This window comes from Acinetobacter sp. ANC_7682 (genome assembly GCF_056779795.1).
In genome coordinates, this window is the sequence record NZ_JBWYIQ010000004.1 from 32,040 (window position 1) to 59,018 (window position 26,979).

General features: G+C 37.5%; 22 protein-coding genes and 1 pseudogene. 10 read left to right on the top strand and 13 right to left on the bottom strand.

The annotated features are described in order from the left end of the window. Window positions 1–25 precede the first annotated feature (25 nt). Complete coding sequence (locus AC1M9D_RS02560) at window positions 26–364, top strand: hypothetical protein (protein ID WP_481591651.1); 339 nt, start codon at window positions 26–28, stop codon at window positions 362–364. A 148-nt stretch (window positions 365–512) separates the two neighbouring features. Further along, window positions 513–1,169, top strand: coding sequence for an FAD-binding protein (locus tag AC1M9D_RS02565; protein ID WP_481611478.1), 657 nt, complete (start codon window positions 513–515; stop codon window positions 1,167–1,169). Here the strand turns inward: AC1M9D_RS02565 and AC1M9D_RS02570 are convergent. The 3 genes and pseudogenes from AC1M9D_RS02570 to AC1M9D_RS02580 form a co-directional block, all read right to left on the bottom strand. Beyond that, window positions 1,126–1,899: pseudogene (locus AC1M9D_RS02570) on the bottom strand (citrate:proton symporter); the annotation flags it as partial. The gene AC1M9D_RS02565 and the pseudogene AC1M9D_RS02570 sit on opposite strands and share 44 nt — an antisense overlap. 337 nt (window positions 1,900–2,236) lie before the next feature. Continuing rightward, entirely contained in the window at window positions 2,237–3,559 is a 1,323-nt protein-coding gene (gene paeA / locus AC1M9D_RS02575) for a polyamine export protein PaeA (protein ID WP_035267989.1), read from the bottom strand. Between the two features lie 141 nt (window positions 3,560–3,700). Continuing rightward, on the bottom strand, window positions 3,701–4,693 hold the full coding sequence (locus tag AC1M9D_RS02580) for a LysR family transcriptional regulator (protein ID WP_035268043.1): 993 nt from the start codon (window positions 4,691–4,693) through the stop codon (window positions 3,701–3,703). Between the two features lie 681 nt (window positions 4,694–5,374). Between AC1M9D_RS02580 and AC1M9D_RS02585 the strand changes: the two genes are divergently transcribed. Together AC1M9D_RS02585 and AC1M9D_RS02590 are read left to right on the top strand one after the other, a co-directional pair. Further along, complete coding sequence (locus AC1M9D_RS02585) at window positions 5,375–6,976, top strand: isocitrate lyase (RefSeq protein WP_035267987.1); 1,602 nt, start codon at window positions 5,375–5,377, stop codon at window positions 6,974–6,976. Between the two features lie 194 nt (window positions 6,977–7,170). After that, window positions 7,171–7,758 (top strand): 1-acyl-sn-glycerol-3-phosphate acyltransferase, encoded by a 588-nt coding sequence (locus tag AC1M9D_RS02590; protein WP_180028109.1) that lies wholly within the window; start codon window positions 7,171–7,173, stop codon window positions 7,756–7,758. Window positions 7,759–7,788: 30 nt separating this feature from the next. Here AC1M9D_RS02590 and AC1M9D_RS02595 read toward each other — a convergent pair whose 3' ends face one another. The 4 genes from AC1M9D_RS02595 to trpS all read right to left on the bottom strand — a co-directional run bounded on the left by AC1M9D_RS02595 (window position 7,789) and on the right by trpS (window position 12,464). Beyond that, the gene (locus AC1M9D_RS02595; RefSeq protein ID WP_481611435.1) at window positions 7,789–8,526 is read right to left on the bottom strand and encodes a sulfite exporter TauE/SafE family protein; all 738 of its coding nucleotides are present in this window, start codon (window positions 8,524–8,526) and stop codon (window positions 7,789–7,791) included. A 169-nt stretch (window positions 8,527–8,695) separates the two neighbouring features. Next, window positions 8,696–10,405: a flotillin family protein gene (locus tag AC1M9D_RS02600; RefSeq protein WP_481611436.1), complete on the bottom strand. Its 1,710-nt coding sequence runs from the start codon at window positions 10,403–10,405 to the stop codon at window positions 8,696–8,698. An 18-nt stretch (window positions 10,406–10,423) separates the two neighbouring features. Then, window positions 10,424–11,062 carry a YqiJ family protein gene (locus tag AC1M9D_RS02605; protein ID WP_481593582.1) on the bottom strand — a complete coding sequence of 213 codons (639 nt, stop codon included), beginning with the start codon at window positions 11,060–11,062 and terminating at the stop codon, window positions 10,424–10,426. A 388-nt stretch (window positions 11,063–11,450) separates the two neighbouring features. Next, entirely contained in the window at window positions 11,451–12,464 is a 1,014-nt protein-coding gene (gene trpS, locus AC1M9D_RS02610) for a tryptophan--tRNA ligase (RefSeq protein ID WP_481611437.1), read from the bottom strand. 201 nt (window positions 12,465–12,665) lie between these two features. Here trpS and AC1M9D_RS02615 point away from each other — a divergent pair, with 201 nt between their 5' ends. From AC1M9D_RS02615 to AC1M9D_RS02625, 3 genes are all read left to right on the top strand, one after another. Next, window positions 12,666–13,589, top strand: a complete 924-nt coding sequence (locus AC1M9D_RS02615; RefSeq protein WP_481611438.1) for a DUF808 domain-containing protein — start codon at window positions 12,666–12,668, stop codon at window positions 13,587–13,589. A 55-nt stretch (window positions 13,590–13,644) separates the two neighbouring features. Continuing rightward, on the top strand, window positions 13,645–14,544 hold the full coding sequence (gene ypfJ, locus AC1M9D_RS02620) for a KPN_02809 family neutral zinc metallopeptidase (protein WP_481611439.1): 900 nt from the start codon (window positions 13,645–13,647) through the stop codon (window positions 14,542–14,544). A 205-nt stretch (window positions 14,545–14,749) separates the two neighbouring features. After that, the gene (locus AC1M9D_RS02625) at window positions 14,750–16,249 is read left to right on the top strand and encodes a cation:proton antiporter (protein WP_481611440.1); all 1,500 of its coding nucleotides are present in this window, start codon (window positions 14,750–14,752) and stop codon (window positions 16,247–16,249) included. A 678-nt stretch (window positions 16,250–16,927) separates the two neighbouring features. Here AC1M9D_RS02625 and AC1M9D_RS02630 read toward each other — a convergent pair. Beyond that, window positions 16,928–17,890: an alpha/beta fold hydrolase gene (locus AC1M9D_RS02630; protein WP_481611441.1), complete on the bottom strand. Its 963-nt coding sequence runs from the start codon at window positions 17,888–17,890 to the stop codon at window positions 16,928–16,930. A gap of 105 nt (window positions 17,891–17,995) precedes the next feature. Here AC1M9D_RS02630 and AC1M9D_RS02635 point away from each other — a divergent pair, with 105 nt between their 5' ends. Beyond that, a complete protein-coding gene (locus AC1M9D_RS02635) occupies window positions 17,996–18,319 on the top strand; it encodes an MGMT family protein (RefSeq protein ID WP_481611442.1) in 324 nt (107 codons plus the stop codon). Window positions 18,320–18,351: 32 nt separating this feature from the next. On the opposite strand, the gene AC1M9D_RS02640 is transcribed toward AC1M9D_RS02635, so the two are convergent. Further along, on the bottom strand, window positions 18,352–18,792 hold the full coding sequence (locus AC1M9D_RS02640; protein ID WP_180028116.1) for a universal stress protein: 441 nt from the start codon (window positions 18,790–18,792) through the stop codon (window positions 18,352–18,354). 411 nt (window positions 18,793–19,203) lie between these two features. On the opposite strand from AC1M9D_RS02640, the gene AC1M9D_RS02645 reads away from it, so the two are divergent. Beyond that, window positions 19,204–20,610 (top strand): KAP family P-loop NTPase fold protein, encoded by a 1,407-nt coding sequence (locus AC1M9D_RS02645; protein ID WP_481611443.1) that lies wholly within the window; start codon window positions 19,204–19,206, stop codon window positions 20,608–20,610. Here AC1M9D_RS02645 and AC1M9D_RS02650 read toward each other — a convergent pair. After that, on the bottom strand, window positions 20,593–21,210 hold the full coding sequence (locus tag AC1M9D_RS02650) for a CatB-related O-acetyltransferase (RefSeq protein WP_481611444.1): 618 nt from the start codon (window positions 21,208–21,210) through the stop codon (window positions 20,593–20,595). The genes AC1M9D_RS02645 and AC1M9D_RS02650 overlap by 18 nt on opposite strands. Window positions 21,211–21,314: 104 nt before the next feature. On the opposite strand from AC1M9D_RS02650, the gene AC1M9D_RS02655 reads away from it, so the two are divergent. Then, window positions 21,315–21,938 (top strand): FMN-binding negative transcriptional regulator, encoded by a 624-nt coding sequence (locus tag AC1M9D_RS02655; RefSeq protein WP_092765925.1) that lies wholly within the window; start codon window positions 21,315–21,317, stop codon window positions 21,936–21,938. 44 nt (window positions 21,939–21,982) lie between these two features. Here AC1M9D_RS02655 and greA read toward each other — a convergent pair whose 3' ends face one another. From greA to carA, 3 genes are all read right to left on the bottom strand, one after another. Further along, window positions 21,983–22,459 (bottom strand): transcription elongation factor GreA, encoded by a 477-nt coding sequence (gene greA / locus AC1M9D_RS02660; RefSeq protein ID WP_035266896.1) that lies wholly within the window; start codon window positions 22,457–22,459, stop codon window positions 21,983–21,985. Window positions 22,460–22,553: 94 nt separating this feature from the next. After that, on the bottom strand, window positions 22,554–25,787 hold the full coding sequence (gene carB, locus AC1M9D_RS02665) for a carbamoyl-phosphate synthase large subunit (RefSeq protein ID WP_481611445.1): 3,234 nt from the start codon (window positions 25,785–25,787) through the stop codon (window positions 22,554–22,556). Window positions 25,788–25,801: 14 nt separating this feature from the next. Beyond that, complete coding sequence (carA, locus tag AC1M9D_RS02670; protein WP_035266900.1) at window positions 25,802–26,944, bottom strand: glutamine-hydrolyzing carbamoyl-phosphate synthase small subunit; 1,143 nt, start codon at window positions 26,942–26,944, stop codon at window positions 25,802–25,804. Window positions 26,945–26,979 lie beyond the last annotated feature (35 nt).

The following is a 26,979-nucleotide window of genomic DNA, read 5'->3' on the forward strand; positions in this document are numbered from 1 at the left end:
AATTCTTTATAACGAGGTTTTAATCATGAGCTTAGTTGAATTAAAGCAAGAAGAAATCAATGAAGTATCTGGTGCTGGAACGTTGATTGGTGACTCAATCATCCACGGTGTGAACTTATTCAATCAAACACTTAATTCAAAACTGATTTCATCAGTTGGTGTTGTATTTAGTGCAGTAGGTTTAGGGCTAGTACACCAAGCTGCTGATACTACTGGTTTAGTGGCATCAAAAACATTAATTGGTCTAGGTCGTGCACTTGGTGGCGATGTAGATGAAACTCCAAACCATTACGAAAAAGAAAAGGCAGAAGGTCAATATAAACTTCTTCCGACTTTAAATGGCGTTCGTGCTTGGCTTTCATAAGTTTTAAATAAAGTGTTAAAGGCAGACTGGTCATGAGTACTGGTCTGCTTTCAGTAACATAAATAATAAAGCTAAACTTTTGGTGGCTATAACAATGCAGAATTCTTCAGAACAAATAGATCACGATAAAAGAAACTTTCTAAAAACAATGGGTAGCTTAGCTGCTGTTGGTGCTGTTTCAGCATGGTTCCCAACACAAAAGGCAGAGGCTTGGTTTTTTCCTTTACAAGAAAGATTAGTAAATTTCCCAACTGAAATCTCAATTTTTAAACAGGAATATGAAAATTGGTCTGGGGAATCTCGTTATGAAAATGCATGGACAGCATCACCCAGAAATCAAGAACAAGTTTTAAAAGCGATTAATTGGGCTCACCAAAATGGTTATAAAGTCAGAGCCAAAGGGATGTCTCATAATTGGTCACCTTTATTGTTGGATGATCAAGACACGATTACTAAAATTTTATTGATTGATATGCCAACGCATATCAACAAAGTCAGTATTGATGCAAACGATATTGTGACTGCCGAAGCAGGCATTCAAATGGAAGCATTGTTAACCGCAATGGAATACCGTAATCGTGGATTTGTGGCAGTACCAGCACCTGGAGATTTAACTTTGGGTGGTGTGTTGGCCATTGATGGTCATGGCACAGGTGTACCTGCCGTAGGGGAAAAAAAACAAGAAGGTCAAACTTATGGTTCGATCAGTAATTTAGTGGTATCGATCACTGCTGCTGTTTTCGACCAACGAGAAGGTCGATACGGACTAGGCTGGCCATCAGTGCAAGAGTTAATAATCCATTAAACCATCTCAAATGCGCTCGATTTGCCTCTGGGTTTGATGAAATTTGAATATTGTCGCCATGGCTAATATCCAATTCCATGATGCCTAATCTTTTTCGCTCCATTCGGCCATACATGGTTCCTAAAAAGTACAACCAACCAATGGCGAACAGCATCGGTAAAATCATAGGAACAAACACATCGCTAGGATCTACATGGAGTGCACTTGCCGCACGTGCAGTAGGTCCACCCCATGGCGTTAAATTCATGATTCCACTGGCTAACATCATGAGACAGGCCATAATTAAAGGGCTCATGCCTAATCGCTTGTAAAGCGGTAACATGGCAGCAACACAGATCATATAAGTGGTAGAGCCATCACCATCTAAAGACACGATCAATGTTAAGGTAATCGTACCTAATACTACTTTGAGGGGATCACCTTTTACCAATCTGAGAATAAATTTCACTGATGGATCGAATAAACCTGTATCAATCATGATGGCAAAATACAAGATAGCAAATAGCAACATGACGCCGGTAGGTGCTAACTTTTTAACACCATCTAACATCATTTCACCAAGTTCATTAAGTTGAATATGGTTCAAACTATCTACAAAAAAACCTAATCCATATGCAATTAGCGCAAAAAGAACGGGAATAAGCGTGAGTGCGACGAGGGGAGTCATACGTCTAGACATAATGAGGTACATAAAGCACAAAATCATGCCCAAACCAAGCAAGGTCAACATGGATCTATCCTTAGATTAGCGTTTTAATCAATATTGTTTCTATTACAGTATTTGTTATCTTCGAAAACGCCGACCATCTTAGAGAAATTTATGATTAAACTAAATATTGTTTAGAAAATATTAAAATAACCATAATTTTTATAAAAAATAGTAGTTAAAATTCATAAGTTTAAAATTTATATTTTGTGATTGGAGACATTAAACATGATTTTTAAGTGTGATAGTTGTAATAAAAATTGAGTATAAATTCTAATTTTAATAATTTTTGAAGGCGAAAAATCTCAAGTTTAATTAGATAAACTGAATAAAAAAATCCACCTGAGTGGTGGATAGTGTCTTATTCAACAGTTGATTCTAATTCTGCTTTTTCATCAAGTAATCTGGTCACGAGTAGTTGGTCAATTTTAAAATGGTCAACATCGACCACCTCGAATTTATAACCATTAAATACTACACTATCAGCAGGACGTGGAATCTTACGAAGTTTAAACATCATAAACCCAGCTAAAGTTTCATAGTTTTCATCATCAGGCATTTCATCAATTTCTAATGCATGCTTGACATCTTCAATAGGTGTACTGCCTTCAATCAGCCAAGAATGATCATCCCGCTTGATAATTTGAAGATCTTCATCCGTTGGCGTAACCCAGTCACCCATCACGGTAATCATAATATCAGATAGGGTAATAACACCAACCACCAAGGCATATTCATTGATGACTACGGCAAACTTTTCTTTACTAGATCTGAAGCGATCAAGTAATTCTGATAGTGTAAGTGTATCTGGAATCGTTAATACATTACGGATAGTGGATTCATTCAACTGATTAAATTTTTGATTATTTAAAATACGAATCAAGATATCTTTAGCATCAACATAGCCAATCACTTGATCAATATTTTCATTGCAGACTAAATATTTTGAATAGGGAAATTCAGCCAGTTTTTGACGAATACTTTCTTCTGATTCATTGATGGTAAAGAAAACTACGTTTTCACGTGTAGTCATGCTCGAAGGAACATTTCGTTCTTCAAGTTCAAATACATTTTCAATAAAGTGATGTTCTTGTTTTTGTAAGACACCTGCTTGTGCCCCTGCATCCATTACCGCGGAAATATCATCAAAAGTAATATTATCATCACGAGTAGTATTTACTTTGAATAAACGGAATAAGAGGTTGGCAATTGCATTGATAAACCAAGCTAATGGACGACAAACAGTAATGAATACCTGAATAGGATTAATTAAAGAGACAGCGATTTTTTCAGGTGCAATCATTGCCAATCGTTTAGGCATAAGATCAGCAAATAAAATAAACAGTGATGTCACTAAAGTAAATGACAATGCAAAACCAATTGATTGTGACCAAGGACCATCATAGAAACGATCGACCAAAATCACAAAATAAGGTCTAAATGCAGCTTCACCTAAAATCCCTCCCAAAATTGCAATAGCATTTAAGCCGATTTGCGAGGCAGCAAAGAAATCAGCTGAATTCTCTTGGAGCGTAAGCACTTTTTGTGCACGATCATCACCAGACTCAGCCAAAATTTTCAGTTTCACTTTACGTGATCCTGCAAGTGCGATTTCACTTAATGATAAGAATCCAGCTCCAGCAATCAAAATCATAATGATCACGAAATTCTGAAAGAGGCTCACACGAACACCTTTGTTTTTAAATTATTTATGAGGAAAGTTTTATCACAAAAAACATAGAGGTAGTGAATTTTTACACTACCTCAATATCATAGTTATTGAATAAAAATTTTTAAAGTATTGATTTAAATCAGCTCTACTCAATCAAAATTGTGAGAAGTGGGTATTGTTATTTGAAAGAAATTCACGATTTTCTTCCTCAGTCATTTGACGAGCAACATATAAAATCAACTGACGTAACCAACGATGAGCAGGATGATGATGTAATAGAGGGCACCACGCCATTTTAAGTTCAAATTCAGGAATGTAAAATGGAGGGTCTTTGAGCATCAAGTTTTGACTTTTAGCTTGTAGGCGAGCGATTTTCGTCGGTAATGTCGCAATGAGATCGACATTAGACGCTAATAAACCTGGCATTTGATAATGACGTGTAAATACCGAAATTTTGCGTTTTTGACCAATACGTTCTAAAGCTTGATCAATCCAACCTAAACCAGCTTGTTTTTCTGGGTTAACACCAAATCCTACCCCCATCCCAGTTTTAGAAACCCAGATATGTTGCGCATCTAGATAACTTTTTAGATTCAAATTATTTACGGCAGGATGCTTATTATTCAGTAAGCATGAAAAGCTGTCACGCCACACCAGAACCTGATGAAAACTTTGTGGTATTTCGTTGAAACGGTTGATGGCAAGATCAACTTTACCTTGTTCCATATCACGATAGGATACATCACTCGGTGTTAGAAAATCTAAAACAACATTTGGTGCTTCTGAACGCAGAGCCTTAACTAAGCGAGGCACAAGTGTAGCTTCAGCATAATCTGAAGTCATGATGCGGAAAACACGGTTTGACGTATAAGGTCTAAATTCTGTTCGTGGTTCTAAGATCATAGATAGATCAGAAAGAGCATCACGAATACGAGGCTGTAGTTCTAAAGCCCTTTCTGTAGGAGTCATTCCTTCAGAAGAGCGAATTAAAAGCGGATCATTAAATAAGTTACGAAGACGACGTAAAATATTACTCATTGCAGGCTGAGTAACACCCAATTGTTCTGCTGCACGTGTAACATTCTTCTCTCGCAAAAGAACATCTAAGTAAATTAAGAGATTGAGATCAACCCGCTCAAGATTCATAAAAAAAATACCGAAAATAAATTTTTGAAATCGTGGGGAATTATGCCATAAGCGCTTAGGTTTGTGTGTTTTTATGCTGATTTTTTCAGCATAATTTAACATATATTCATCAAATTTACGTTTTTTTTGTCATAAGACAGACCCTATACATTTATTTAAAAAATAGGGCTTTAGTTGTTTTTGAAATTACCATGCTATGTTCTAAATTGTTTTTAGGTTTATCTCAATTTAAATGCTTTATTGTTGAGTCCATCAATATGGTTCACAGTTTAAAAAATATTCATTTAAAACTAACAGTTTATTAATAATGCTCTGTCAGAAAAGTCAATTGAACGGTAAAATCTAAAGATGTTTGAAGAAAAAATAAACGTAATGGTGAGCTTGATACTTAAGTCTAATGAATAAGAATTACTCAAATTGTGTTAAAAGTGTACAAATACTTATTTTATAAATTTTATTAAAATCAATAATTTATTGAATGGTATTTCATTTATATTACGACTTTAATCTACATATTTTTTAAATAAATACTGAGAATTAAACGAAAATATTGGATTAATTTCTAGAGTCAATCTAAGCTAAGTCCATAGCAACGAAGCGCTCTAAATCTGAACAATTAATACCGAGTAGATTTAGTCCTTCGATTGATAAATCCTAAAATTATATACAGGGTAAAATATCATGACTACATACCAAACAGCGATTGATGCAATCCGCGAATTAAAAGCAAAATTCGGCAACACTTGGGCAGACATCAGTCCTGAAGATGCTGCACGTATGCAACTTCAAAACCGTTTCAAAACGGGTTTAGATATTGCGAAATACACAGCTGCGATTATGCGTCGTGATATGGCTGCTTATGATGCTGATTCTAGCAAATATACTCAATCTTTGGGTTGCTGGCATGGTTTCATCGCACAACAAAAAATGATTGCGAACAAAAAATACTTCGGTACTACTGAACGCCGTTACATCTACCTTTCTGGTTGGATGGTTGCTGCACTTCGTTCTGAGTTTGGTCCACTTCCTGACCAATCTATGCACGAAAAAACTTCAGTTCCTGCATTGATCGAAGAAATCTACACATTCTTACGTCAAGCAGACGCAAAAGAATTAAACGACTTATTCCGTGCACTTAAAAAAGCGCAAGAAGCGGGTGACACTGCTAAAGCTGCTGAAATTACTTCACAAATCGACAACTTCCAAACTCACGTTGTGCCAATTATTGCCGACATCGACGCTGGTTTCGGTAACGAAGAAGCAACTTACTTACTTGCGAAGAAAATGATCGAAGCGGGTGCATGTGCACTTCAAATCGAAAACCAAGTTTCTGACGCGAAACAATGTGGTCACCAAGCAGGTAAAGTAACTGTTCCACACGAAGACTTCATTGCGAAAATCCATGCACTTCGCTATGCATTCTTAGAAATGGGTCTTGACGACGGTATCATCGTTGCACGTACTGACTCTGAAGGCGCTGACTTGACTCAAAAAATCCCAGTGGTTAAAGAGCCAGGCGATATCGCTTCTCAATACATCAGCTACTTAGACACCACTGAAATTGATATTTCAGAAGCGCAAGAAGACGAAATCCTAATCAAACGTGATGGTAAATTACACCGTCCTAAGCGTTTAGCTTCTGGTCTATATCAATTCCGTGAAGGTACTCAAATTGACCGTGTTGTACTTGACTGTGTAACAAGCTTACAGAACGGTGCTGACCTTCTTTGGATCGAAACTGCAACGCCAAACGTTGAAGAAATCGCTCACATGGTGAACCGTGTACGTGAAGTTGTGCCAAATGCAAAACTTGTTTATAACAACTCACCATCATTCAACTGGACGTTAAACTTCCGTCAACAAGCTTACGACCGTTGGGTTGCTGAAGGTAAAGACGTATCTGCTTACGACCGTGCTAAGTTAATGAGCGCTGAGTATGACAATACTGAATTAGCTGCTGATGCTGATGCGAAGATCCGTACGTTCCAAGCTGATGCTTCTCGTGAAGCAGGTGTATTCCATCACTTGATTACACTTCCGACTTACCACACTGCTGCGCTTTCTACACATGAGCTTGCAGAAGGTTACTTCGGTTCTGAAGGTATGTTGGCTTATGTTGCTGGTGTACAACGTAAAGAAATCCGTGGCGGTATCGCTTGTGTTAAACACCAAGCAATGGCTGGTTCAGACATCGGTGATGACCACAAAGAAATCTTCGCTGGCGACAACGCGCTTAAAGCGGGTGACGATGCGAAAAATACAATGAACCAATTCTCTGCATAAGCACTGAACTGATTCAAAAAAACCCTGCGTAAGCAGGGTTTTTTTATTGTTAATGAAATTATTTAACTAAATACATGAGCCAATTTAATTGATGTATAGATAGAAAAACAGCGGTAGTAAAACCTAATACATATTTTGAATAAAAGTAATGCCAAAGCTGTTACAATCCCGAAAATTTACATTTGTATATTTATATGTTTGAAAAATTTGCTGAACAGAGTTTAAATGCATTAGGTTGGGAAATTGATAACCATTGGCCCTTAGATTTAGACCAATGTGTCATGATTGCTGCACCACACACCAGTAACTGGGATGCTTTATACGCGCGATTAGCGCTCAAAGCTTTAGGTGTAAATGTCAGAATTACAATTAAAGACAGCTATATGAAGTTTCCATTTGGTCCTTTTGTCCGGGCTATGGGAGGGATCGGAATTAATCGCCGACCGAAGAAAGAGGGAGAGGAAAGACCAAGCATGGTGCAATTAATGGCAGATCTTTTTAAAGATCATCCAAAATTGGTCATGTTGGTGACGCCAGAGGGAACAAGGTCAAAACAAGAAAAATGGAAAACGGGTTTTTACCATGTAGCAATTACAGCGAATGTCCCAATCGCTTTAGCATATATGGATTACAGTCAAAAAAAATGCGGTGTAGGTAAAATTATTTATCCTACTGGAGATATAGAAGTGGATATGGCAGAAATTATGGAATTTTATTCAAAGATTTCAGCTAAATTCCCCGAAAAATTTAGTGTTGACCAACGATATTCACACAACAGTTAATATATGGAGAAGGCAGAACAATCTGCCTTTTTAATACAAGAAAATTGCGTTTAAGGTTAAAATAAAGCCTGAAAAAAACAATAAAGTTAAGACAATCGATTTAAATTTTTGCTCAGATATTTGATAAAAAATTTTTGCACCAATGATCGTAGGTAGGCTAACTGCAAAGATCAAAATCCACAAATAAGACAAGTGATTCACGTTAATGGTCTGGTTAAATAAATAGATGATCAAAGTAAACAGTTGGATGGCAAAATTAAAATGTCGAAGAATGTTGCGTTGCTCATGTTTAGGAAGTTGTTTAAGCATCACCCAAGCCGAGGGAATTGCACCACAGAATCCACCGAGCCCACCTAAAATTCCACCCAAAAAACCAATCAAGCCGTCCATCCTGAGTCTGGTATCTTTTAAACAATGTAGTTGCGGATTAAAGAACATGAGTGGGCACCAAATTAATAAAAATATCCCAAGTAGTAATTTGAACGTGTCTGCATTGATATAATGAAGCAAAAAAGTACCCAAAGGTACTCCAATTAAGCCAGCGATAATATAGACCCAAACGATAGAAGGCTTTATAAAGGTTCTTGGTTCTTTATACATTGAAATGATATGACACCATAGTGATGCACAAACGACCAAGGGGGCGGTGATCTGAGGCGGTAGAATCCATACCCAAAAAGACATCGCAATAAGAGCGAAGGCAAAACCTGTGAGTCCTTGAATAAATCCAGCAAAAATTGCGCCTAGAATAAAGATACAAAACGTCATAAGGTGACTGCATCAATTGCTAAAGCAGGAGTAAAAGAAAAATGCATGAGATCGTCGGATAAGGAAAACTGATCAATCCTAAAATAATATTTGTTATCTTAAAAATAATAAGAACAGCAATAGCTAGCAGTAAAGCGAATAAAAGCCCTGAAAATCAGGGCTTTTATTATTAATTGGAGTTAGGTTTTAGGTTTTGTGTAAGACCGTTGATGTCCCCACCCTGAATACCGAGTTCACTCATTAAGCTGTCAATAAGAGGTGCTTGCGAACGATATCTAAGTGCGCTATTCACCACTTGATCTGAAAGTGCAACGGATTGTGATAGATCTGCTTGATCAGCTGAAGTTGTGGCGCCAGTAATGCCACCCAGACCATTCACTTGTAATATCTTGATATCATCAATATTTTCCATTGGTTTAACACTTTCACGGATGATTTCAGGCAAATACTTCAAAAGTGCCAAACGAATTTGCATCTCAACTTGTTCACTTGACAAAATATTATTTGCTTCATTGACTGCGCGTGTCCCTTCAGCATCGACTTGGTATTGTTTTTCTAAAGCTTGAGCCAAAAGAATTTTAGCATCAGCTTCACCTTTAGCTTTCAAGCGGACTTTTTCAGCTTCTGCTTCAGCCGCAGTACGAACAGCTTCAGCCTCATCTACAGCAGCTTGTTTTGATGCCTCGGCAGCGACAGTAATTGAAATAGCATCAGTTTCTGCAGCCTGTTTTGCAGCAACAAGTTCAACCGCTTTAATACGCTCAGCTCGCTGTGTTTCACGAACCGTCACAACTTCTTCCTCGGCTTTCACTGCTTGCGCACGAGCTTGGTCAGCAAGTACTTTGGCTTCAGATTCAGCACGAGATTTCTCGGCAATCGCGATTGCGCGATCTTGTTCCGCAAGTTCAATGGTTTTCTTTTGCTCTACTTGTGCTTGTTCAATAATTTGTGCTTTTTGAATATTTTGATTTTCGACATCACGTGCAGCTGAAATACGTTTTAATTCAATTTCACGTTCTGCAGCGATTTGGGCTTCTTCTGCCTCACGCTTTTTGGCAGCTTCTTGCGTTGCGATTTCAGCAAGTTGTTCAGCTTTACGAATCGAAATTTCACGCTCTTGTTGCATCTTTGCGTATTCTTCTTCACGCAGGATTTGAAGGCGTGCTTGTTCAGCTTCTAAATTTTTTGCTTTAATGGCTAAGTCAGCATCTTGTTCAATATCGTTACGTTTTTTACGACGGTCTTCAATGGTCTCTGTTAATTTTGTTAAGCCTTCTGCATCGAATGCATTTTGTGGATTAAAAAATTTAAAGCTGGTCTGATCAAGACCTGTTAAAGATACAGTTTCGAGTTCTAAACCATTTTTGAACAGATCTTCTGAAACAACTTGCTGAACTTTCTGAACGAAGTCGACACGTTTTTCATGTAACTCTTCCATAGCCATTTCTGCTGCTACTGCACGCAGGGAATCTACAAATTTACCTTCAACCAAATCTTTTAATTCATTTGGTGACATGGTTTTTTGACCCAAAGTTTGTGCTGCGGTAGCAATCGATTCAGCTGTTGGCTTAACACGAACATAGAACTCAGCCATCACATCTACACGCATTCGATCACGCGTAATCAAGGCTTGATCAGCTGCACGTTTAACTTCTAAACGAAGGGTATTCATATTAACAGGAATAACTTCATGTAAAACAGGAAGTACAATTGCACCGCCTCCTAATATAACTTTTTCCCCACCAAAACCAGTTCTGACAAATGAAACTTCCTTGCTTGAGCGTTTATATAGTCTTGCAATAATGGTTCCGATGACAACCAGCGCAATGAGAATAAGTCCTGCAATTATAATAATTTGATAAAAACTTGAACTAAACATTTTTTTCTCTAAGTTGATTTATTGTGAAATTGCTTGAAAGCCTTTGAGACTACGTTGTGTAAGTAAGACTTGCTGACCTTGTACGAATATTTCGTCAGCTTCAGGTTCGACTAAAATGTAATGTGTTTTACCAAAGCGATCTTTGAGTTTTGCTTGCGCAGGATAGTGCAGTCGAGCAGTGCCTAAAATGATTTCTGCTCGAAGTCCAATTAAATCGTCGCTATGAATTGCTGTGGTTTCATCTTTAGGGATGATCTTTACTATCCATCTTGAGAATAGCCGTACGAATGGCATACAGACCACAAGTACCAGTGGAGTAATGAGCCAGACTGTTAAAAATGATCCAAATACATGATGGATGATAGATTGGGCTAAGAAGCCAACAATTGAAAAGGTCGTGAGAAAGATGATCAGCCAAATTAATACAGGAATACGTCCAAGATAAAGCCAATCTAAAAATTGAATCCAAATACTAGATTGATGGTCAACGATCATTTCAGGAGAAGAATCTAATGAACTAGGTAGAAATTGCTCTAAAAATCCTTGACTACTGAGACCTGTTATTAATAGAAAGACTTCAAGAATGCCTATAAAAAACATCAAGCAGATACTAATACTGAAGAATAGATTTGACGGATTTATAAACATGTCCCACATGGGTAGTCTCTTATAGATATTAGAATTTTTATCAAATTTTAATCAAAATAATAAAATAAAGTGACGTAATTATCAATTATATAATATTGATTTCATTTTGAATGGATTCAACATAAAAAAATACGCAGTGATTGGGGTGATCACTGCGCAGAACAACGAATCTGCTTACACAGTTTCGGTTAAGGAGAAATGTTATGAATTTTGGGGGTATTCATAACAGTAATTAAATGATATTCAATTTCATTTAGCAACTCATTGGTAGTCGGGTTAAAACGTGTAAGATTACGTTAATAAGTTTGATTGAAGGTTAATTTTAAATAGGCTAATAAATAGCCATAAAAAAAAGCCGCAATGTGATGCGGCTTTAAGTGTGCTTATTTTTTAGGGATTAAAATTTAAAAACACCTAATCCAGCTTTAACTTCATCTAATGTTGCTTGCGTAATATCACGACATTTGTCAGTACCAGTTTTTAAGATATCCATAATATAATCAGGATCCTTAGCAAGCTCCATACGACGTTCACGAATAGGCGTGATCAACTCTTTTAGAACACCTTCAAGGCGTTTTTTGACTGTACCATCACCTAAACCACCACGACGATAGTGATCTTTAAGCTCTGCTACTTCTTCTGGTTTTGGATCGAAAGCATCTAAATAAGTAAATACAACATTACCTTCCACCTGACCTGGATCTTCAATACGAAGATGATTAGGATCTGTATACATAGCATTTACCGCTTTTTTAATGTCTTTATCAGAAGCATCTAAAACAATTGTATTGCCCAATGATTTAGACATTTTAGCTTTACCATCAAATCCTGGTAATCGACTAACATTCGATAGCAGTGCCTTACATTCAGGCAAAAGCTCTTGACCAATCTGACGATTTAAACGACGAACAATTTCATTTGTTTGTTCAATCATTGGAATTTGGTCTTCACCCACGGGCACAATCGATGCTTTAAAAGCAGTGATATCAGCTGCTTGAGCAACTGGATAGCATAAGAATCCAGCTGGGATGTCACGCTCGAACCCACGCATTTGTATTTCAGACTTAATCGTAGGATTTCGTTCTAGTCTTGAAACTGTGACAAAGTTTAAATAAAGCATGGTCAGCTCATTCAAAGCGGGCAAGCTTGATTGAACGCAAATTGTTGTTTTTGTCGGGTCGATCCCAACAGCGAGATAGTCAGTTGCAACTTCAATAATATTACGTCTAACTTTTTCGAAGTTATCAGCATTGTCTGTAAAAGCTTGTGCATCAGCCAATAATAGATGTTGGTGATGGGAATCTTGCAAACCTACTCGTGAACGTAAAGAACCGACAAAGTGGCCTAAATGAAGTTGTCCAGTTGGACGGTCACCTGTCAAAATAACAGGGCGATTATCTTGATTACTCATTTTCTATACCAAAGTCATCAACACTAGGGCTGAATTTTTAAAATTTCGTAATATTGTACGGCATTATTTTTTTTTATGTCAGCATAAAGCATCGAAAGAATCGAATTAAAAACGCCTTATTTGAGATAGTATTAATAATGTTGATACAGAATAAATTGAAATAGAAGAATAAAATTCCAAAAACAAAGAAGGATAACAATAATGGCAAATAGTTTATTGGTGCTATTAGATGATATAGCCACCATTCTTGATGATGTTGCGCTGATGAGTAAAATGGCTGCAAAAAAAACGGCCGGTGTATTGGGTGATGACTTGGCACTCAATGCTCAACAAGTTAGTGGTGTGAAAGCCGACCGTGAATTGCCTGTCGTTTGGTCTGTTGCAAAAGGCTCATTTGTTAATAAATTAATTTTGGTTCCATTAGCATTATTAATTAGTGTGATTGCACCTTGGCTTATAAATCCTTTATTGATGTTAGGTGGATTATTTTTATGTTATGAAGGTGTAGAAAAAGTAATTCACTCATTACACCATAAAAAAGCTAAAACATCTGAACAGGCCGAAAAAGAACTCGAAAACTTAAATGTAGATCTAGCAACTTTTGAGAAAGATAAAATCAAAGGCGCGATACGAACAGACTTTATTTTATCTGCTGAAATTATTGTGATTTCATTGGGTACAGTTGCAGCAGCTACTTTTGGAATAAAGGTTGCAGTCTTGTCAGTCATCGCAATTTTAATGACGATTGGTGTTTATGGTTTAGTTGCTATGATTGTTAAAATTGATGATTTGGGATTTTATCTCGTCAAACAAACGTCTACATTGAAACAAAGAATTGGTCAGGGCTTACTTGCTTTTGCACCTAAACTTATGAAGACACTAACCATTGTCGGAACAATCGCGATGTTCTTGGTTGGTGGTGGTATTATTAATCATACCATCCCATTATTTCATCATTTTACTGAAGATTCAGTCAATTATATTGAACATATTCCAAATGTAGGCAGTATCATCGGTGCTTTAACCCCGACGCTCTTAAACTTTGTCATAGGTTTTATTGCAGGACTTATTGTTTTGGTCGTTGTTTCAGGAATACAAAAACTATGGAACGCTAGAAAAGTTTAGAGTTTGATGAAATAACGTATTATATGAAGTTATATGATTAAAAAGGGCTGAGATTATGCGTTGGAAAGGCCGGAGAGTAAGTAGTAATTTAGAAGATCGCCGTGGAGGCGGTGGGGCTAAAGCTGGTGGAATTAGTATTCTCGGTTTAGTTGTTGCATTTGTTGCTTGGAAATTTTTTGGGGTTGATCCACAACAAGCCTATCAGGCAACTAAACAAGTGACTTCTAACAATCAGCAACAAGCGATAGGGATTGAAAACCCAACACCCGAGCAACAAGAAACAGCGGCATTTGTTGGTACGGTACTCGCTGATACTGAAGATACATGGACCACCGTTTTTCAAAAACAGGGAATGCAATACCAAGCACCGAAACTAGTGATGTTTAGTGGTGTAGTCAATTCAGGCTGTGGTACAGCCCAGTCAGCGATGGGGCCATTTTATTGTCCTGCAGACCAAAAAATCTATATTGATACTGATTTTTTTAAAGGTATGCGTCAGCAACTGGGTATATCGGGTGAGCGAAATCAATCAGAATTATCTACACAAAATGCTGCTGGTGACTTTGCACAAGCTTATGTGATTGCGCATGAAGTCGGACATCATATTCAAAATCTTTTAGGTATTTCAACTCAAGTCCAACAAGCTAGACAACGAGCTACTGAAGCTCAAGGGAACCAATTATCAGTCCGTTTGGAATTGCAAGCTGATTGTCTAGCTGGTGTGTGGGCAAAAGATACACATCAACGAACTCAATTCTTGGAGCAAGGTGATGTTGAAGAGGCAATGGATGCGGCGCATAAGATTGGTGATGATTATCTTCAGAAAAAGGCTAGAGGACATGTGGTTCCTGATAGCTTTACCCACGGCACAAGCCAACAAAGAATGTATTGGTTCGATCGTGGCATGAAAACAGGTGATGTGAACCAATGTGATACATTCAATACCTCAATCTAAATCTACCAAGCAGAATCGATTGATTTTTTTGCAAAGTTAGTACATGTAGCCTGCTAATGAAATAATTTATTAGGAAGGCTACACATCTTTAAAAAAAAAGGGATTGCGAGTAAACATTCTTTATATAAAATAAATAAATGGCTATAGTTTTTTCATTTAAAATTTAAATGATCTCATTTAAAGAAAACATATCATAGAGTGCAAAATGGGCAACTTTTTTTTTCTCCAAGTATTTACAGTGGTTTTTGCCCTCTCAATTGCCACCACCATATTCAATAAACGCACTCTAGGTTTTCCCCAAGCGATAGGGGTGCCAATTGTTTCAGCAATTTTTGTCTTTATTCTGCAATGGGCTGCCAATTTATTAGGGGATAATCGTTTTATCACCATTAATTTGGCAAATATTGAAGAAGCAGTTCGTCATATTGATTTTTATGATTTTCTCGTAAATGGTGTTATTTGCTTCATTCTTACATCGTCGGCATTGAAATTTAAAGTGTCTGATCTAAAAGTGTATTGGAAGCCAATTAGTATTCTTGCCACTATTGCTTTGGTTTTGTGTGCAGCATTGTTTGGTGGATTATTATTTGGATTTCAATATTTGATTGGTAACCCTGTACCAATACTCGTACTTTTATTACTCGGTTCTGCTTTAGGGGCTACAGATCCAATCGGAATCAAAGGGGTACTCAGTTCTGTACGTGCACCACATCATTTAATGGTGAAATTGGAGGGTGAATCACTGTTCAATGATGCAATGTGTATCGCTGTATTTATGACATTGTTGAATGTGCTTGAAGGCGAGCATTTTAGTCTGTTATTGACACTACAAACACTCCTTTATGAAATTGTGGTAGCTGTAATTATTGGTTTGGTATTTGGTTGGGGAATTTTACGATTGCTTCGCGAGAAGCATGAAATGGAATCATTAATCCTAACGACAGCTTTACTGGCTTGTGGTTCATATTTGGTCGCTTTATTTGCTCATGCATCAGCACCAATCGCATGTGTGATTGGTGGACTTATTGTTGGTAATAAATGGAAAGAAATTTTACAAAATCGTGAAATCCAAGAAGTAAATCACTTTTGGCATACAGTCGAAGGCATCATTAATTCTTTTTTATTTACTTTAATTGGTTTAGAGCTGTTTATTCTTGATCTTAATGCCAGCATGATACTTGGCGGTATTATCGCATTTGTAATTTTACATATTTCACGTTTTGCTGCGAACTTTCTGGCTTTTGCATTCTTCCCATCGTTTCGTAAGAAAAGCTATAACGGTAGCCTAGCAATTTTATCATGGGGTGGAGTAAGAGGGGGGATTTCATTGGCTCTAATTCTTGCGGTTGCTAATGTCCCAGAGTTAAGGCAATACAGTAGTATCTTGATTGGTTATACTTTTATTGTTGTTTTATTATCGGGCGTAGTATGTGGTTTAGGTTTGCCAGCAGTCATGAATGCTTTCTATTACAATCCTAATGAGGAAAAAGAGGGCTTAAAGGGAATATATCAGCGATTATGTAATAAGCTTAATCGTAAAGGATTTAAATATATTGTTGGTGAAGATAGTAAAGGTAATGAGATTATTACGATTTATAATCCTGAAGTGATATTAGATCGGACTTCTGATGATGGTGTGGCAATCGTCCATCATCCCGCTAAAGCTGAAGAGGTGAAGAAGTTAGAAAATCCAGAAAATTTCTAAAAAAAATTATATTTAATTGAAGCAAGCATGATAGTGCTTGCTCTTTATTTTTATGAATTAAGCATGATCAATGCAGAAGATAACAGTGATATTGTTTAAATATTTTATTCAGTTACGCAGAATTTTATCGATGAAATATAAAATTAAAATGTGAAAATTACATCATATTTAAGGCAAATTTTATTTCTTAACTTACTAAAAAGTAAGTATTAATTTTCAATATAAAATGAAAAGTATACTAGTTTACTAACATTAAAATGTTAGGTGAACAAGTTACCGTATGTAGTTAAACTAAATATAGCAGAAATTATGATAAGTAAGCCTTTGAAATTTGGTGGCCTGAAATATCCTAAAAGTAAGAAAAATATTAATTCTTTTGTCATAAGTGTTTGTAAATAAAGTATATATTTTGATTGTGGATGAGCGGTTACAAAAAGCTGATAAAAGACGCAAAATCTATTCGCATTAAATCTTAAAAATGTGATACAAATCTCACTTATAGATAATAGTGTCTATCTTTTTTGTATCTTAGATGTAGAAAGATCGATAAAAATAAAATTTATAAGTGAGAATTTACCATGGCTAATATCTCCGTAATATCTAAAGAGAGTCATCAGGTATTAGAGAATGTCAACTCAAAAATGGAACATCTAAGATGTCCCATTCATTGTCTATAACTTATTTGAGTAGATTAAGAAAATTTAAATAATGTTGTACGAGGATTTGTTCTTGTTCCAATATTGGTGTATGACCTACACCTTTTAAGATGATAGGCTCTTGAGCATTTTTCAGTAATCCTTTAAGTTCAGCTGCAGCTTCTACATTAATAATTTGATCACGATCTCCCCAAATGATGAGTGTTGGTTGATCGATTGAACGAGCCGCTAGCGCAAATGTTTCAGGTGTAAATGATTTGGACATGAGAATAAGTTGCTCAACGAGATTCGTGTTATTCGTAACATTGGATATCATGAGCTTTTCTTGTTCGACTTTCAGTTCGTTCGGTATAAATGGAGGTTGCTGCGTAGCAATTTTAAATAACCGATCAAAATCTCCAGGTTTAGAAACGATAAAATTTTTGAGTAAGTTTGGGTCTTTTAAGTAAGGCGTATTGGCAGATTTAAATACACCTGCACTGTTAATGAGTAGTAATGATTTAGTATCGATTGGATACTGCGCCGCATAAAGTAATGCTACAGCTCCGCCCATGGAGTGACCGGCAACATTTAGATTTTGATCAACATGAATGGCTTCTGCAAAGCGACGTAATTTTTCTGTCAGATTAGGAATTGAATAATCAAAATCTGCAGCTACTTTACTATCACCTTGTCCAGGTAAATCAGGGATAATGACGTGATAATGTGGTGTCAGATAGCGAGCGACTCGGTTCCAATTATCCCGACTGCCTGCAAGACCATGCACAAGCATAAGTACTGGTTTGCCTTTGGTTCCACCTTCACTGTAAGCCCAATCGATGTCGGAGACTTTAATGCGCTTGGTATTCAGTCCAGCCCAAGCACGTTCTTGTTGTAAAATATTTTGTATATTTATACTGCTTGGCGCGGCTTGAGTTGTCGATGTAATAGAGATTGTACCGACTGCAATTGAAGCAGCAAGTAAGTGTGAAAATATCCTTTTCATTGTATTTCTCTGTGTATTGTTATTGTGCAAATTTAGATTAAGTGAGTCTGTTATGAAATGCATTTGCTCAAATCAATCATCCGATAAACTATAGGTCAATTATTGATGAATCGATCAGTATCAGCGGAAATGGCACAGTTGATCTTGGCCACAGTATCACAAATTCCTTATGGGAAAGTAGCCAGTTATGGTCAAATTGCTGCGATGTCCGGACTGCCTAAACATGCACGTTTGGTTGGTCGTGTGTTGAATCAATTAGATGTGAGTAGCGATTTGCCTTGGCATCGTGTCATTAATGCACAAGGTAAAATTAGTCATCAGCGTTTGGATGATCAAGGTTTTAATTGCCAGCAAGCTAGATTGATTGAAGAGGGAGTTGTGTTTAACAATGGCAAAATAGATTTCAAGATTTTTGGATGGTTCGAGTAGCTCCGTATGATGGTATACGGAGCTATCAGATATTATTGCTTCACGACAAAAACAGGTACATTGACTTCAGTGATGAGGCTTTGTGCGACACTGCCCATAATTAATTTCTTGAATCCTGAGCGACCGTGCGAGCTGATAACAATAAGATCAATATTAAGCTCATCAATCGCTTTCATTATGGTGCGGTGAATACTTTCTCCTTCGAGTATTTTAGTCTCTACATCTATTCCATATTCATTAAACTTTGTTTTAGCTTGAGCAAGGTTGTCTTCAATAAATTTTCGTGCTCGTTCAATTAAAAGATTTGACTGCCCATCTGAGAGATATTCGGCTGCGATATAGGGATCGAGTGTCATCACTTGAACAACAGTAATTTTGCTATTAAATGCTTTAGCCAATTCAACAGCATGCTGAACGACGTTGAGTGCTACTTCAGAACCATCCACTGGAACGAGGATATTTTGATAACTCATGTTGTTCTCCTTTTTAACCGTTCTGTTTAAAAGTGTATAAGTTCATCATAGACCTTAATTGTTCAAAATAAAACCAAGTGTAAAGCTATGGTTTTTTATATTAAGTTATAGTTTTTAATTTATTGTCTTAAAATTTTAGAGGTATAAGATAGTAACGAACTATGAAGAATGAAATCTGATTAACTGAATCATAAAAAGATCAATTTGAAAATATTGTGATGGGTAGAGATGTAATTAAGGATGCGTCAGATATCTTTATAAAGTATGGAGTCTATAATTAGAATTAAAAAGTATAAGCCTTACTTTAGCGACTATATTTTGAAAACCCACTCCGTTTGAGTGGGTTTTTTATGTCTTTAAGAGTGATAATGATAAGATATTTGGAAAATAAGCAACTGAATTTTAACAACAATGAAAGATTATCCAGTAAATATCATTCATGAAGATTTTGAGAATATTGAAATCGCTTGGGAAGGCGATTTATGGGATCGCCGTCGTCTAGGTGAGCAATTAGAACGTTATGTAGATCGCTTAAATTGTGGTGCTGTTCTAGCTTTAGATGCTTGTTGGGGTGAAGGTAAGACCTGGTTTGTAAGGCATTGGAAAAAGCATTTAGAAGATCAAAGTCACCAAGTTGTTTATTTAGATGCTTTTGCCAATGATTATTTAGATGATCCATTTTTGACGATTGCAGCAGAGATTAGCCATGCTTTGAACGATGCAAATGAGATCGATGATGCTGATATTAAAGATTTTAACTCTAAGACTGCTTCGGTATTAATTTCTTTGGCGGCTGTCATGCCATTAATTGCCGCAAAAGCAGGTTTGCATTTGGTAGGACTAGGCGGTGCAGGTGAAGCTTTACAAGAGGTCTATAAAGAGGGCAAAGATGTATATGACACAGCAAGTGAAGAAATAGCCAATAAAGTTAAAGAGCACATTGAGAAGAAGATTGAAAATCATCATATCGAAAAGCAAACCATTCAAGATTTTAAGCAAGAGCTCGCTGAACTTGCTGCAAAATTAGAAAAGCCATTGGTATTTATTATTGATGAGCTAGATCGTTGCCGACCTGATTTTGCTATTCGTTTAATTGAAAGGATTAAACATTTTTTTGACATTCCAAAAATTGTTTTTGTTTTGGTAATGGATAAAACCCAATTTTCAAAAGTGGTTTGTCATAACTATGGTTATGATGAAAGTCTTGGTGAAGAATATTTAACAAAGTTTATTGATTTTACTGTTGAATTTCCTAACTTAGGAAAGACGCAGTTGTATGAAGAGGTAATAGCACAGCAGTTATATCGTATCGGCGAATTAACATCTGTAGATACTAAAAATGAATTGTTTTTTTGGATTTTAAGTTTGCAATCTAGCAAAGAATACAATTCTAGAGAGTTGGTGAAAAAAATTAATCAATATGCACTCTTGAGAACAAATGATTTCAAGCTTAATCTAATTTTAAATGCTTTCATCTTTGATGAAAATTTTAATATTTCAGCTAATTATTTGCATAAGATAATTGATTATTTATTCAACTATTTAAACGGCGATAAAAATGGATATACGACAAAATCTTATTTTATCCGACAGCAATTATTGAACGAAAAAAATATCGATGACATTATTATTTGCAATTTGTATGAAACACTTTTAGATATAGAAGAAAGATTTAAGACTGTAGGGCAACAGGATCATAAAAATCAAACTCTTCAAAGATTCTTGAGCCCTTATTGTATTAGTAAATTAAAAGATATTAAGGATTTTAATTCGATTTGGATGCAATATATAAAAACAGGACTATTTGAAAAATATTGATAATTTTTCAATATCATCGGTCTGCAACTGTTCACGCATTTTTAAAAACTGCTTTTCATCTAAGTCATATAGCTTAAGAGAAAGCAATTTTTTAATATCTTGTTCAGGGAAACGGTATTTAATAATTTTAGCAGGTACACCACCGACTACAGCATAAGGCGGTACATCTTTGGTCACGACTGCACCTGTAGCAACGACTGCACCTTCACCAAGTTTTACCCCTTGCATAATCATGGCACGACTACCAATCCAACAACCATCACCAATGATCGTGTCGCCAGCAGGCACAAAACTACGCGTATCAAAAGGAAATGCTGAAATCCAGTCGGTACGGTGTAACTGATTTCCACCCATCATGATGACACACTCAGCGCCAAAGCAGACAAAATTGCCAATATAAAGCTGATCGATGGGTTTTTCAGGTGTGGAAGGTTTGTCATGTAGGTAACGCACCACACAACGCTCAAAACCTTGATCCCAATAGGCTGAGTAATAACTATAATTGCCTTTGATATGGATATTCGGATTTTTTACCGTTTTAGAAATAAATTCGAACTCACACCAATGATTGACAGGCGAGTTGATCAACTTTTCAGACATGATGAAATAAAAGGAGAAGATTTTAGGGCATTATATACCAATTAAAACTTACATCCTGAATGAAAACTTTTATATTCATTGAGCATTAGAAGAACGGAAAAGCTATGTTTGTTGAAACAGAATTTAGAGAAGATAGACCTGAAGAAATATATAGAATAATAAAGGAGTATCCTCTTGCATCTTTGGTCGCACAGACCCAAACAGGGTTAATTGCTGAACATATCCCGCTCATATTAGTTGATGAACAAACATTGAGAGGACATGTTTCATTACAGAATGCACTATTCAATCATTCGATTTTGAATAACCAAATACTATGTATCTTTAAAGCAGAAGATGCTTATATTTCACCGAATTATTATCCTTCAAAATTTGAAGATCACAAAAAAGTACCTACTTGGAATTATCAAGTTGTACACATTAATGGTGAAATTCAGTTTTTTCATGATCAGAAAACTAAACTTGCAGTATTAGGTCAACTCACTCAACAACATGAACGTATCACGAATGGTAAAAATGCTTGGAAAATGGCAGATGCACCTAAAGATTACTTGATGGAAATGCTCAACCATTTGGTTGTATTTGAAATTAAAATTGAAAGAATCATCGCTAAATCAAAACTAAGTCAAAATAGAGAGGAAAAAGATTTTCGTAATGTTATTACGAAGATTCATGAAGCTGGAAAAGTGCATCTAGCAAAAACAATGAATCAATTAAAAAGAGTATAAAAAAACCCCTCATCAGAGGGGTTTATAGCCTAAAATATCAAGAATTAGAGATATTCTACGCTCACAATTTCGTATTCAACTTCACCTTGAGGTGTCGTAATTTTAACTTCATCGCCTTCATTTTTACCCAAAAGACCACGAGCGATAGGAGAATTCACAGATATTTTGTTAATTTTAAAATCTGCTTCGTCGTCACCAACAATTTGATACGTTTTACGTTCTTCAGTATCCAAATTTTCAATTGTGACAGTCACGCCAAAAACGACGCGTCCATTTTGCTCAAGTTCTTTAACGTCAATCACTTGTGCAGCACCCAATTTTCCTTCGATATCTTGGATACGGCCTTCACAGAAACCTTGTTGCTCACGTGCAGCGTGGTATTCCGCGTTTTCTTTGAGATCTCCGTGTTCACGCGCTTCAGCAATCGCTGCTGTAATACGAGGACGATCTACAGTTTTAAGTTGGTGTAATTCTTTCTCAAGCGCTTCTTTGCCTTGAGGTGTCATAGGATAACGTTGCATAGTTGTCCCTCAAAAAAGTAAGTATGAAAAATACTAAGTCTATAAATGAAAAAAAGCCCGCCACCAAGAGGTGGCGGGACTTCTTGGTAGTGTATTAACCTACTGTTTGTAAGTCTTGCAAACGATATACATCCATTGGCAATTTGATTGCTAAAGCTTGGCAAACTGCATCTGCACCATTAAGGGTAGTCGTATGATAGACCTTACCTTGAAGTGCAGAACGGCGGATTGAGAACGAATCCTGCTGAGCTTGTTTACCTTCTGTTGTATTGATAATGAGGTGTATTTCGCCATTTTTCAAGCGGTCCACAATATTTGGACGACCTTCAGTCACTTTATTTACACGTTCACATTCAATACCAGCCGCTTTGATGACATCGTAAGTGCCACCAGTAGCAAGTATTTTGAAGCCAAAGTCAGCAAGTTGTTTTGCAATACCAGCTGCACGCGGTTTATCAGAATCACGTACAGAGATGAACGCATGTTTAACTTCACCTTCCGTTGGAAGACCTGGTAAACGCTCATTTGCACCTAATACAGCTTTATAGAACGCTTCACCAAATGTTTTACCAACACCCATTACTTCACCTGTAGATTTCATCTCAGGCCCAAGGATTGGATCAACACCAGGGAACTTGTTGAATGGGAACACTGCTTCTTTAACAGAGAAGTGCTCAGGGATAATCTCTGTAGTGAATCCTTGAGATTCTAAAGATTGACCCGCCATACAACGTGCAGCGACTTTCGCTAAAGACTCACCGATACACTTAGATACAAATGGAACTGTACGTGATGCACGTGGGTTCACTTCTAAGATGTAAACGTCTTCGCCTTTAACAGCAAACTGTACGTTCATTAAACCAACAACACCAAGCTCTTTCGCCATCGCGATAGTTTGACGGCGCATTTCGTCCTGAATCTCTGTAGAAAGAGAGTAAGGAGGGATCGAACATGCAGAGTCACCTGAGTGGATACCTGCTTGTTCGATGTGCTGCATGATACCGCCGATCACCACGTCTTTACCGTCAGATACGCAGTCTACGTCAACTTCGATCGCGTCGTCTAGGAAGCGGTCAAGAAGAACAGGGGCATCGTTAGAAGCTTGAACAGCATCACGTAAATAGCGACGTAACTCTTCATCGTTGTATACGATTTCCATCGCGCGACCACCAAGTACATATGATGGACGTACTACAAGTGGATAGCCAACTTTCGCTGCTTCAGCCATACCTTCTTCAGCAGATTTTACAATGCTGTTGTTTGGTTGACGAAGTTGCAGACGTTGAATCATTTGTTGGAAACGTTCACGGTCTTCTGCACGGTCAATCGCATCAGGAGATGTACCAATAATTGGTGCACCAGCTTCTTCTAAAGCACGAGCCAATTTAAGTGGTGTTTGACCACCGTACTGTACGATGATGCCTTTTGGCTTCTCAATACGTACGATTTCTAACACATCTTCAAGTGTAATTGGTTCGAAGTACAGGCGATCAGATGTGTCATAGTCAGTAGAAACCGTTTCTGGGTTACAGTTCACCATGATTGTTTCATAACCGTCTTCACGCATTGCAAGCGCCGCGTGTACACAGCAGTAATCGAATTCGATACCTTGACCAATACGGTTAGGACCACCACCGATCACCATGATCTTGTCTTTGCTAGACGGGTTTGATTCACATTCGTCATCGTAAGTTGAATACATATACGCTGTGTCTGATTCAAATTCAGCAGCACAAGTATCTACACGTTTGTAAACTGGGGTTACGCCCAAGTTCCAACGATGTTTACGGAATTGTTTTTGTGAAATACCCATCAAGTTCGCAATGCGAAGGTCAGATAAACCTTTACGTTTAAATGAACGGATGTTGTCCGCATTTAGATCGCCAAAACCTAAAGTTTTGATTTGGTTTTCTGTTTTGATGATGTCTTCGATTTGGATCAAGAACCATTTGTCGATCTTAGTCGCTTGGAATACATCTTCTAATGTAAAGCCGTGACGGAATGCATCAGCAACATACCAAATACGCTCAGGACCCGGAACACGAAGTTCTTGTAAGATTTTCTCACGCGCGCCTTCAGCACCCACTTCGATTTTTTCATCAAAGCCAGTTGCACCCACTTCAAGACCACGAAGTGCTTTGTTCATAGACTCTTGGAAGTTACGCCCAATCGCCATCACTTCACCAACAGATTTCATCTGTGTAGTTAAAGTTGCGTCAGCTTGTGGGAATTTCTCAAAGTTGAAACGTGGAACTTTAGTTACAACGTAGTCAATCGCAGGTTCGAAAGATGCTGGAGTTGTACCGCCAGTGATGTCGTTTTTAAGCTCATCAAGGGTATAACCAACCGCTAATTTTGCAGCGATTTTCGCAATAGGGAAACCAGTTGCTTTTGAAGCCAATGCAGAAGAACGAGATACACGTGGGTTCATCTCGATCACAACCATACGGCCAGTATTTGGACAAATACCAAACTGTACGTTAGAACCACCTGTTTCTACACCAATCTCACGCAACACTGCTAAAGATGCATTACGCATTAACTGATATTCTTTATCTGTTAATGTTTGTGCAGGTGCAACAGTGATTGAGTCACCTGTGTGTACGCCCATTGGGTCAAAGTTTTCAATCGAACATACGATGATACAGTTGTCGTTTTTGTCACGAACAACTTCCATCTCATATTCTTTCCAACCAATTAAAGATTCATCGATCAATAATTGTTTGGTCGGAGAAAGATCGAAACCGCGTTCACAGATTTCAAGGAATTCTTCTTTGTTGTATGCGATACCACCGCCTGAACCACCCATGGTGAATGATGGACGGATAATCACTGGGAAGCCGAAACGTGCTTGAATTTCTAAAGCTTCTTCCATTGATTCAGCGATTGCTGCTTTTGGACATTCAAGACCAATTTTACGCATTGCTTGGTCGAAAAGTTTACGGTCTTCCGCTTTTTCGATCGCTTCTTTCGTTGCACCAATCAATTCAACATTGAATTTTTCTAAAATGCCATGCTCATCAAGGGCAAGGGCACAGTTCAATGCAGTCTGACCACCCATTGTTGGAAGAACTGCGTCTGGGCGTTCTTTCTCAATGATCGCTGCAACAGTTTGCCAAGTGATTGGCTCGATATACGTTGCATCTGCCATTGCAGGGTCAGTCATGATCGTTGCAGGGTTAGAGTTTACCAGAATTACACGGTAACCTTCTTCACGTAATGCTTTACATGCTTGTGCACCTGAGTAGTCAAACTCACACGCCTGACCGATAACAATTGGACCAGCACCAATAATTAAGATGCTTTTAATATCCGTACGCTTTGGCATTATTTGCTCCTCAATTACTTCTTAGATGCTTCAATAAGTTCGATGAAATGATCGAACAATGGTGCGCAGTCATGTGGACCTGGGCTTGCTTCTGGGTGACCTTGGAAACTAAACGCAGGCTTATCTGTACGATGAATCCCTTGAAGAGTTTGATCGAACAATGATTTGTGCGTCGCTTTAAGGTTTGCAGGTAATGTTTCTGCATCCACTGCGAAGCCATGGTTTTGAGAAGTAATCATCACTGTACCATCTTCGATGTTTTGTACAGGATGGTTAGCACCATGATGACCATGAGGCATTTTCACCGTTTTAGCGCCAGAAGCGAGAGCAAGAATTTGGTGACCCAAGCAAATACCAAATACAGGTACGTTACGAGCGTCTTCAACAATTGTTTTTACAGCTTCAATTGCATAGTCACATGCTGCAGGATCGCCAGGACCATTCGATAAGAATACGCCATCTGGATTTAGAGCAAGAACTTTTTCAGCAGGAGTTTGTGCAGGCACGACAGTTAATTTACAACCGCGGTCTGCGAGCATACGTAAGATGTTGGTTTTGACACCGTAATCATATGCAACAACATGAAATTTTGCTTCTGGTTGGGAGAAACCTTGACCTAATTTCCAAGAACCTTCAGTCCATTCGAAACCGTTTGGATCACAGCATTCTTTCGCAAGGTCTAAACCATTCAGACCGCCGAATGCACGAGCTTTTTCTAAAGCTTCTTCTTCTGTAATATTTTCACCAGCTAAGATACAACCGTTTTGTGCACCTTTAGCACGTAAAATACGTGTCAGTTTACGTGTATCAATGTCAGCGATAGCGACAACATTGTGAGATTTTAAGTATTCGCCTAAAGATTGCGTAGATCGGAAGTTGCTGTGCAATAAAGGTAAGTCACGAATGATCAATCCGTTTGCCCATACTTTATGAATTCGACCTGACTCAGCGTCTTCATCATTACAACCTGTGTTACCAATGTGTGGATAGGTAAGCGTAACAAGCTGTTGTGCATAACTTGGGTCAGTCAAAATTTCTTGATAGCCAGTCATGGCAGTGTTGAAAACGACTTCACCAGTCGTACTACCCGATGCACCGATTGACGTTCCTTTAAAGATCGTACCATCGGCAAGGGCTAAAATTGCTGGGGTGCTCAAACCAAAGCTCCTGAAATTTAGGCTGTAAAAAAGCG

Excerpts from the sequence above, each read along its gene's own strand:
- AC1M9D_RS02615 (WP_481611438.1), top strand. The coding sequence starts at position 12,666 with ATGGCAAATAGTTTATTGGTGCTATTAGATGATATAGCCACCATTCTT.
- AC1M9D_RS02655 (WP_092765925.1), top strand. The coding sequence starts at position 21,315 with ATGTTTGTTGAAACAGAATTTAGAGAAGATAGACCTGAAGAAATATAT.
- AC1M9D_RS02565 (WP_481611478.1), top strand. The coding sequence starts at position 513 with ATGGGTAGCTTAGCTGCTGTTGGTGCTGTTTCAGCATGGTTCCCAACA.
- AC1M9D_RS02625 (WP_481611440.1), top strand. The coding sequence starts at position 14,750 with ATGGGCAACTTTTTTTTTCTCCAAGTATTTACAGTGGTTTTTGCCCTC.
- trpS (WP_481611437.1), bottom strand. The coding sequence starts at position 12,464 with ATGAGTAATCAAGATAATCGCCCTGTTATTTTGACAGGTGACCGTCCA.
- AC1M9D_RS02645 (WP_481611443.1), top strand. The coding sequence starts at position 19,204 with ATGAAAGATTATCCAGTAAATATCATTCATGAAGATTTTGAGAATATT.
- AC1M9D_RS02600 (WP_481611436.1), bottom strand. The coding sequence starts at position 10,405 with ATGTTTAGTTCAAGTTTTTATCAAATTATTATAATTGCAGGACTTATT.
- AC1M9D_RS02630 (WP_481611441.1), bottom strand. The coding sequence starts at position 17,890 with ATGAAAAGGATATTTTCACACTTACTTGCTGCTTCAATTGCAGTCGGT.
- ypfJ (WP_481611439.1), top strand. The coding sequence starts at position 13,645 with ATGCGTTGGAAAGGCCGGAGAGTAAGTAGTAATTTAGAAGATCGCCGT.
- AC1M9D_RS02580 (WP_035268043.1), bottom strand. The coding sequence starts at position 4,693 with ATGAATCTTGAGCGGGTTGATCTCAATCTCTTAATTTACTTAGATGTT.
- AC1M9D_RS02595 (WP_481611435.1), bottom strand. The coding sequence starts at position 8,526 with ATGACGTTTTGTATCTTTATTCTAGGCGCAATTTTTGCTGGATTTATT.
- greA (WP_035266896.1), bottom strand. The coding sequence starts at position 22,459 with ATGCAACGTTATCCTATGACACCTCAAGGCAAAGAAGCGCTTGAGAAA.
- AC1M9D_RS02560 (WP_481591651.1), top strand. The coding sequence starts at position 26 with ATGAGCTTAGTTGAATTAAAGCAAGAAGAAATCAATGAAGTATCTGGT.
- AC1M9D_RS02590 (WP_180028109.1), top strand. The coding sequence starts at position 7,171 with ATGTTTGAAAAATTTGCTGAACAGAGTTTAAATGCATTAGGTTGGGAA.
- AC1M9D_RS02635 (WP_481611442.1), top strand. The coding sequence starts at position 17,996 with ATGAATCGATCAGTATCAGCGGAAATGGCACAGTTGATCTTGGCCACA.
- AC1M9D_RS02585 (WP_035267987.1), top strand. The coding sequence starts at position 5,375 with ATGACTACATACCAAACAGCGATTGATGCAATCCGCGAATTAAAAGCA.
- AC1M9D_RS02650 (WP_481611444.1), bottom strand. The coding sequence starts at position 21,210 with ATGTCTGAAAAGTTGATCAACTCGCCTGTCAATCATTGGTGTGAGTTC.
- AC1M9D_RS02605 (WP_481593582.1), bottom strand. The coding sequence starts at position 11,062 with ATGTGGGACATGTTTATAAATCCGTCAAATCTATTCTTCAGTATTAGT.
- AC1M9D_RS02640 (WP_180028116.1), bottom strand. The coding sequence starts at position 18,792 with ATGAGTTATCAAAATATCCTCGTTCCAGTGGATGGTTCTGAAGTAGCA.
- carB (WP_481611445.1), bottom strand. The coding sequence starts at position 25,787 with ATGCCAAAGCGTACGGATATTAAAAGCATCTTAATTATTGGTGCTGGT.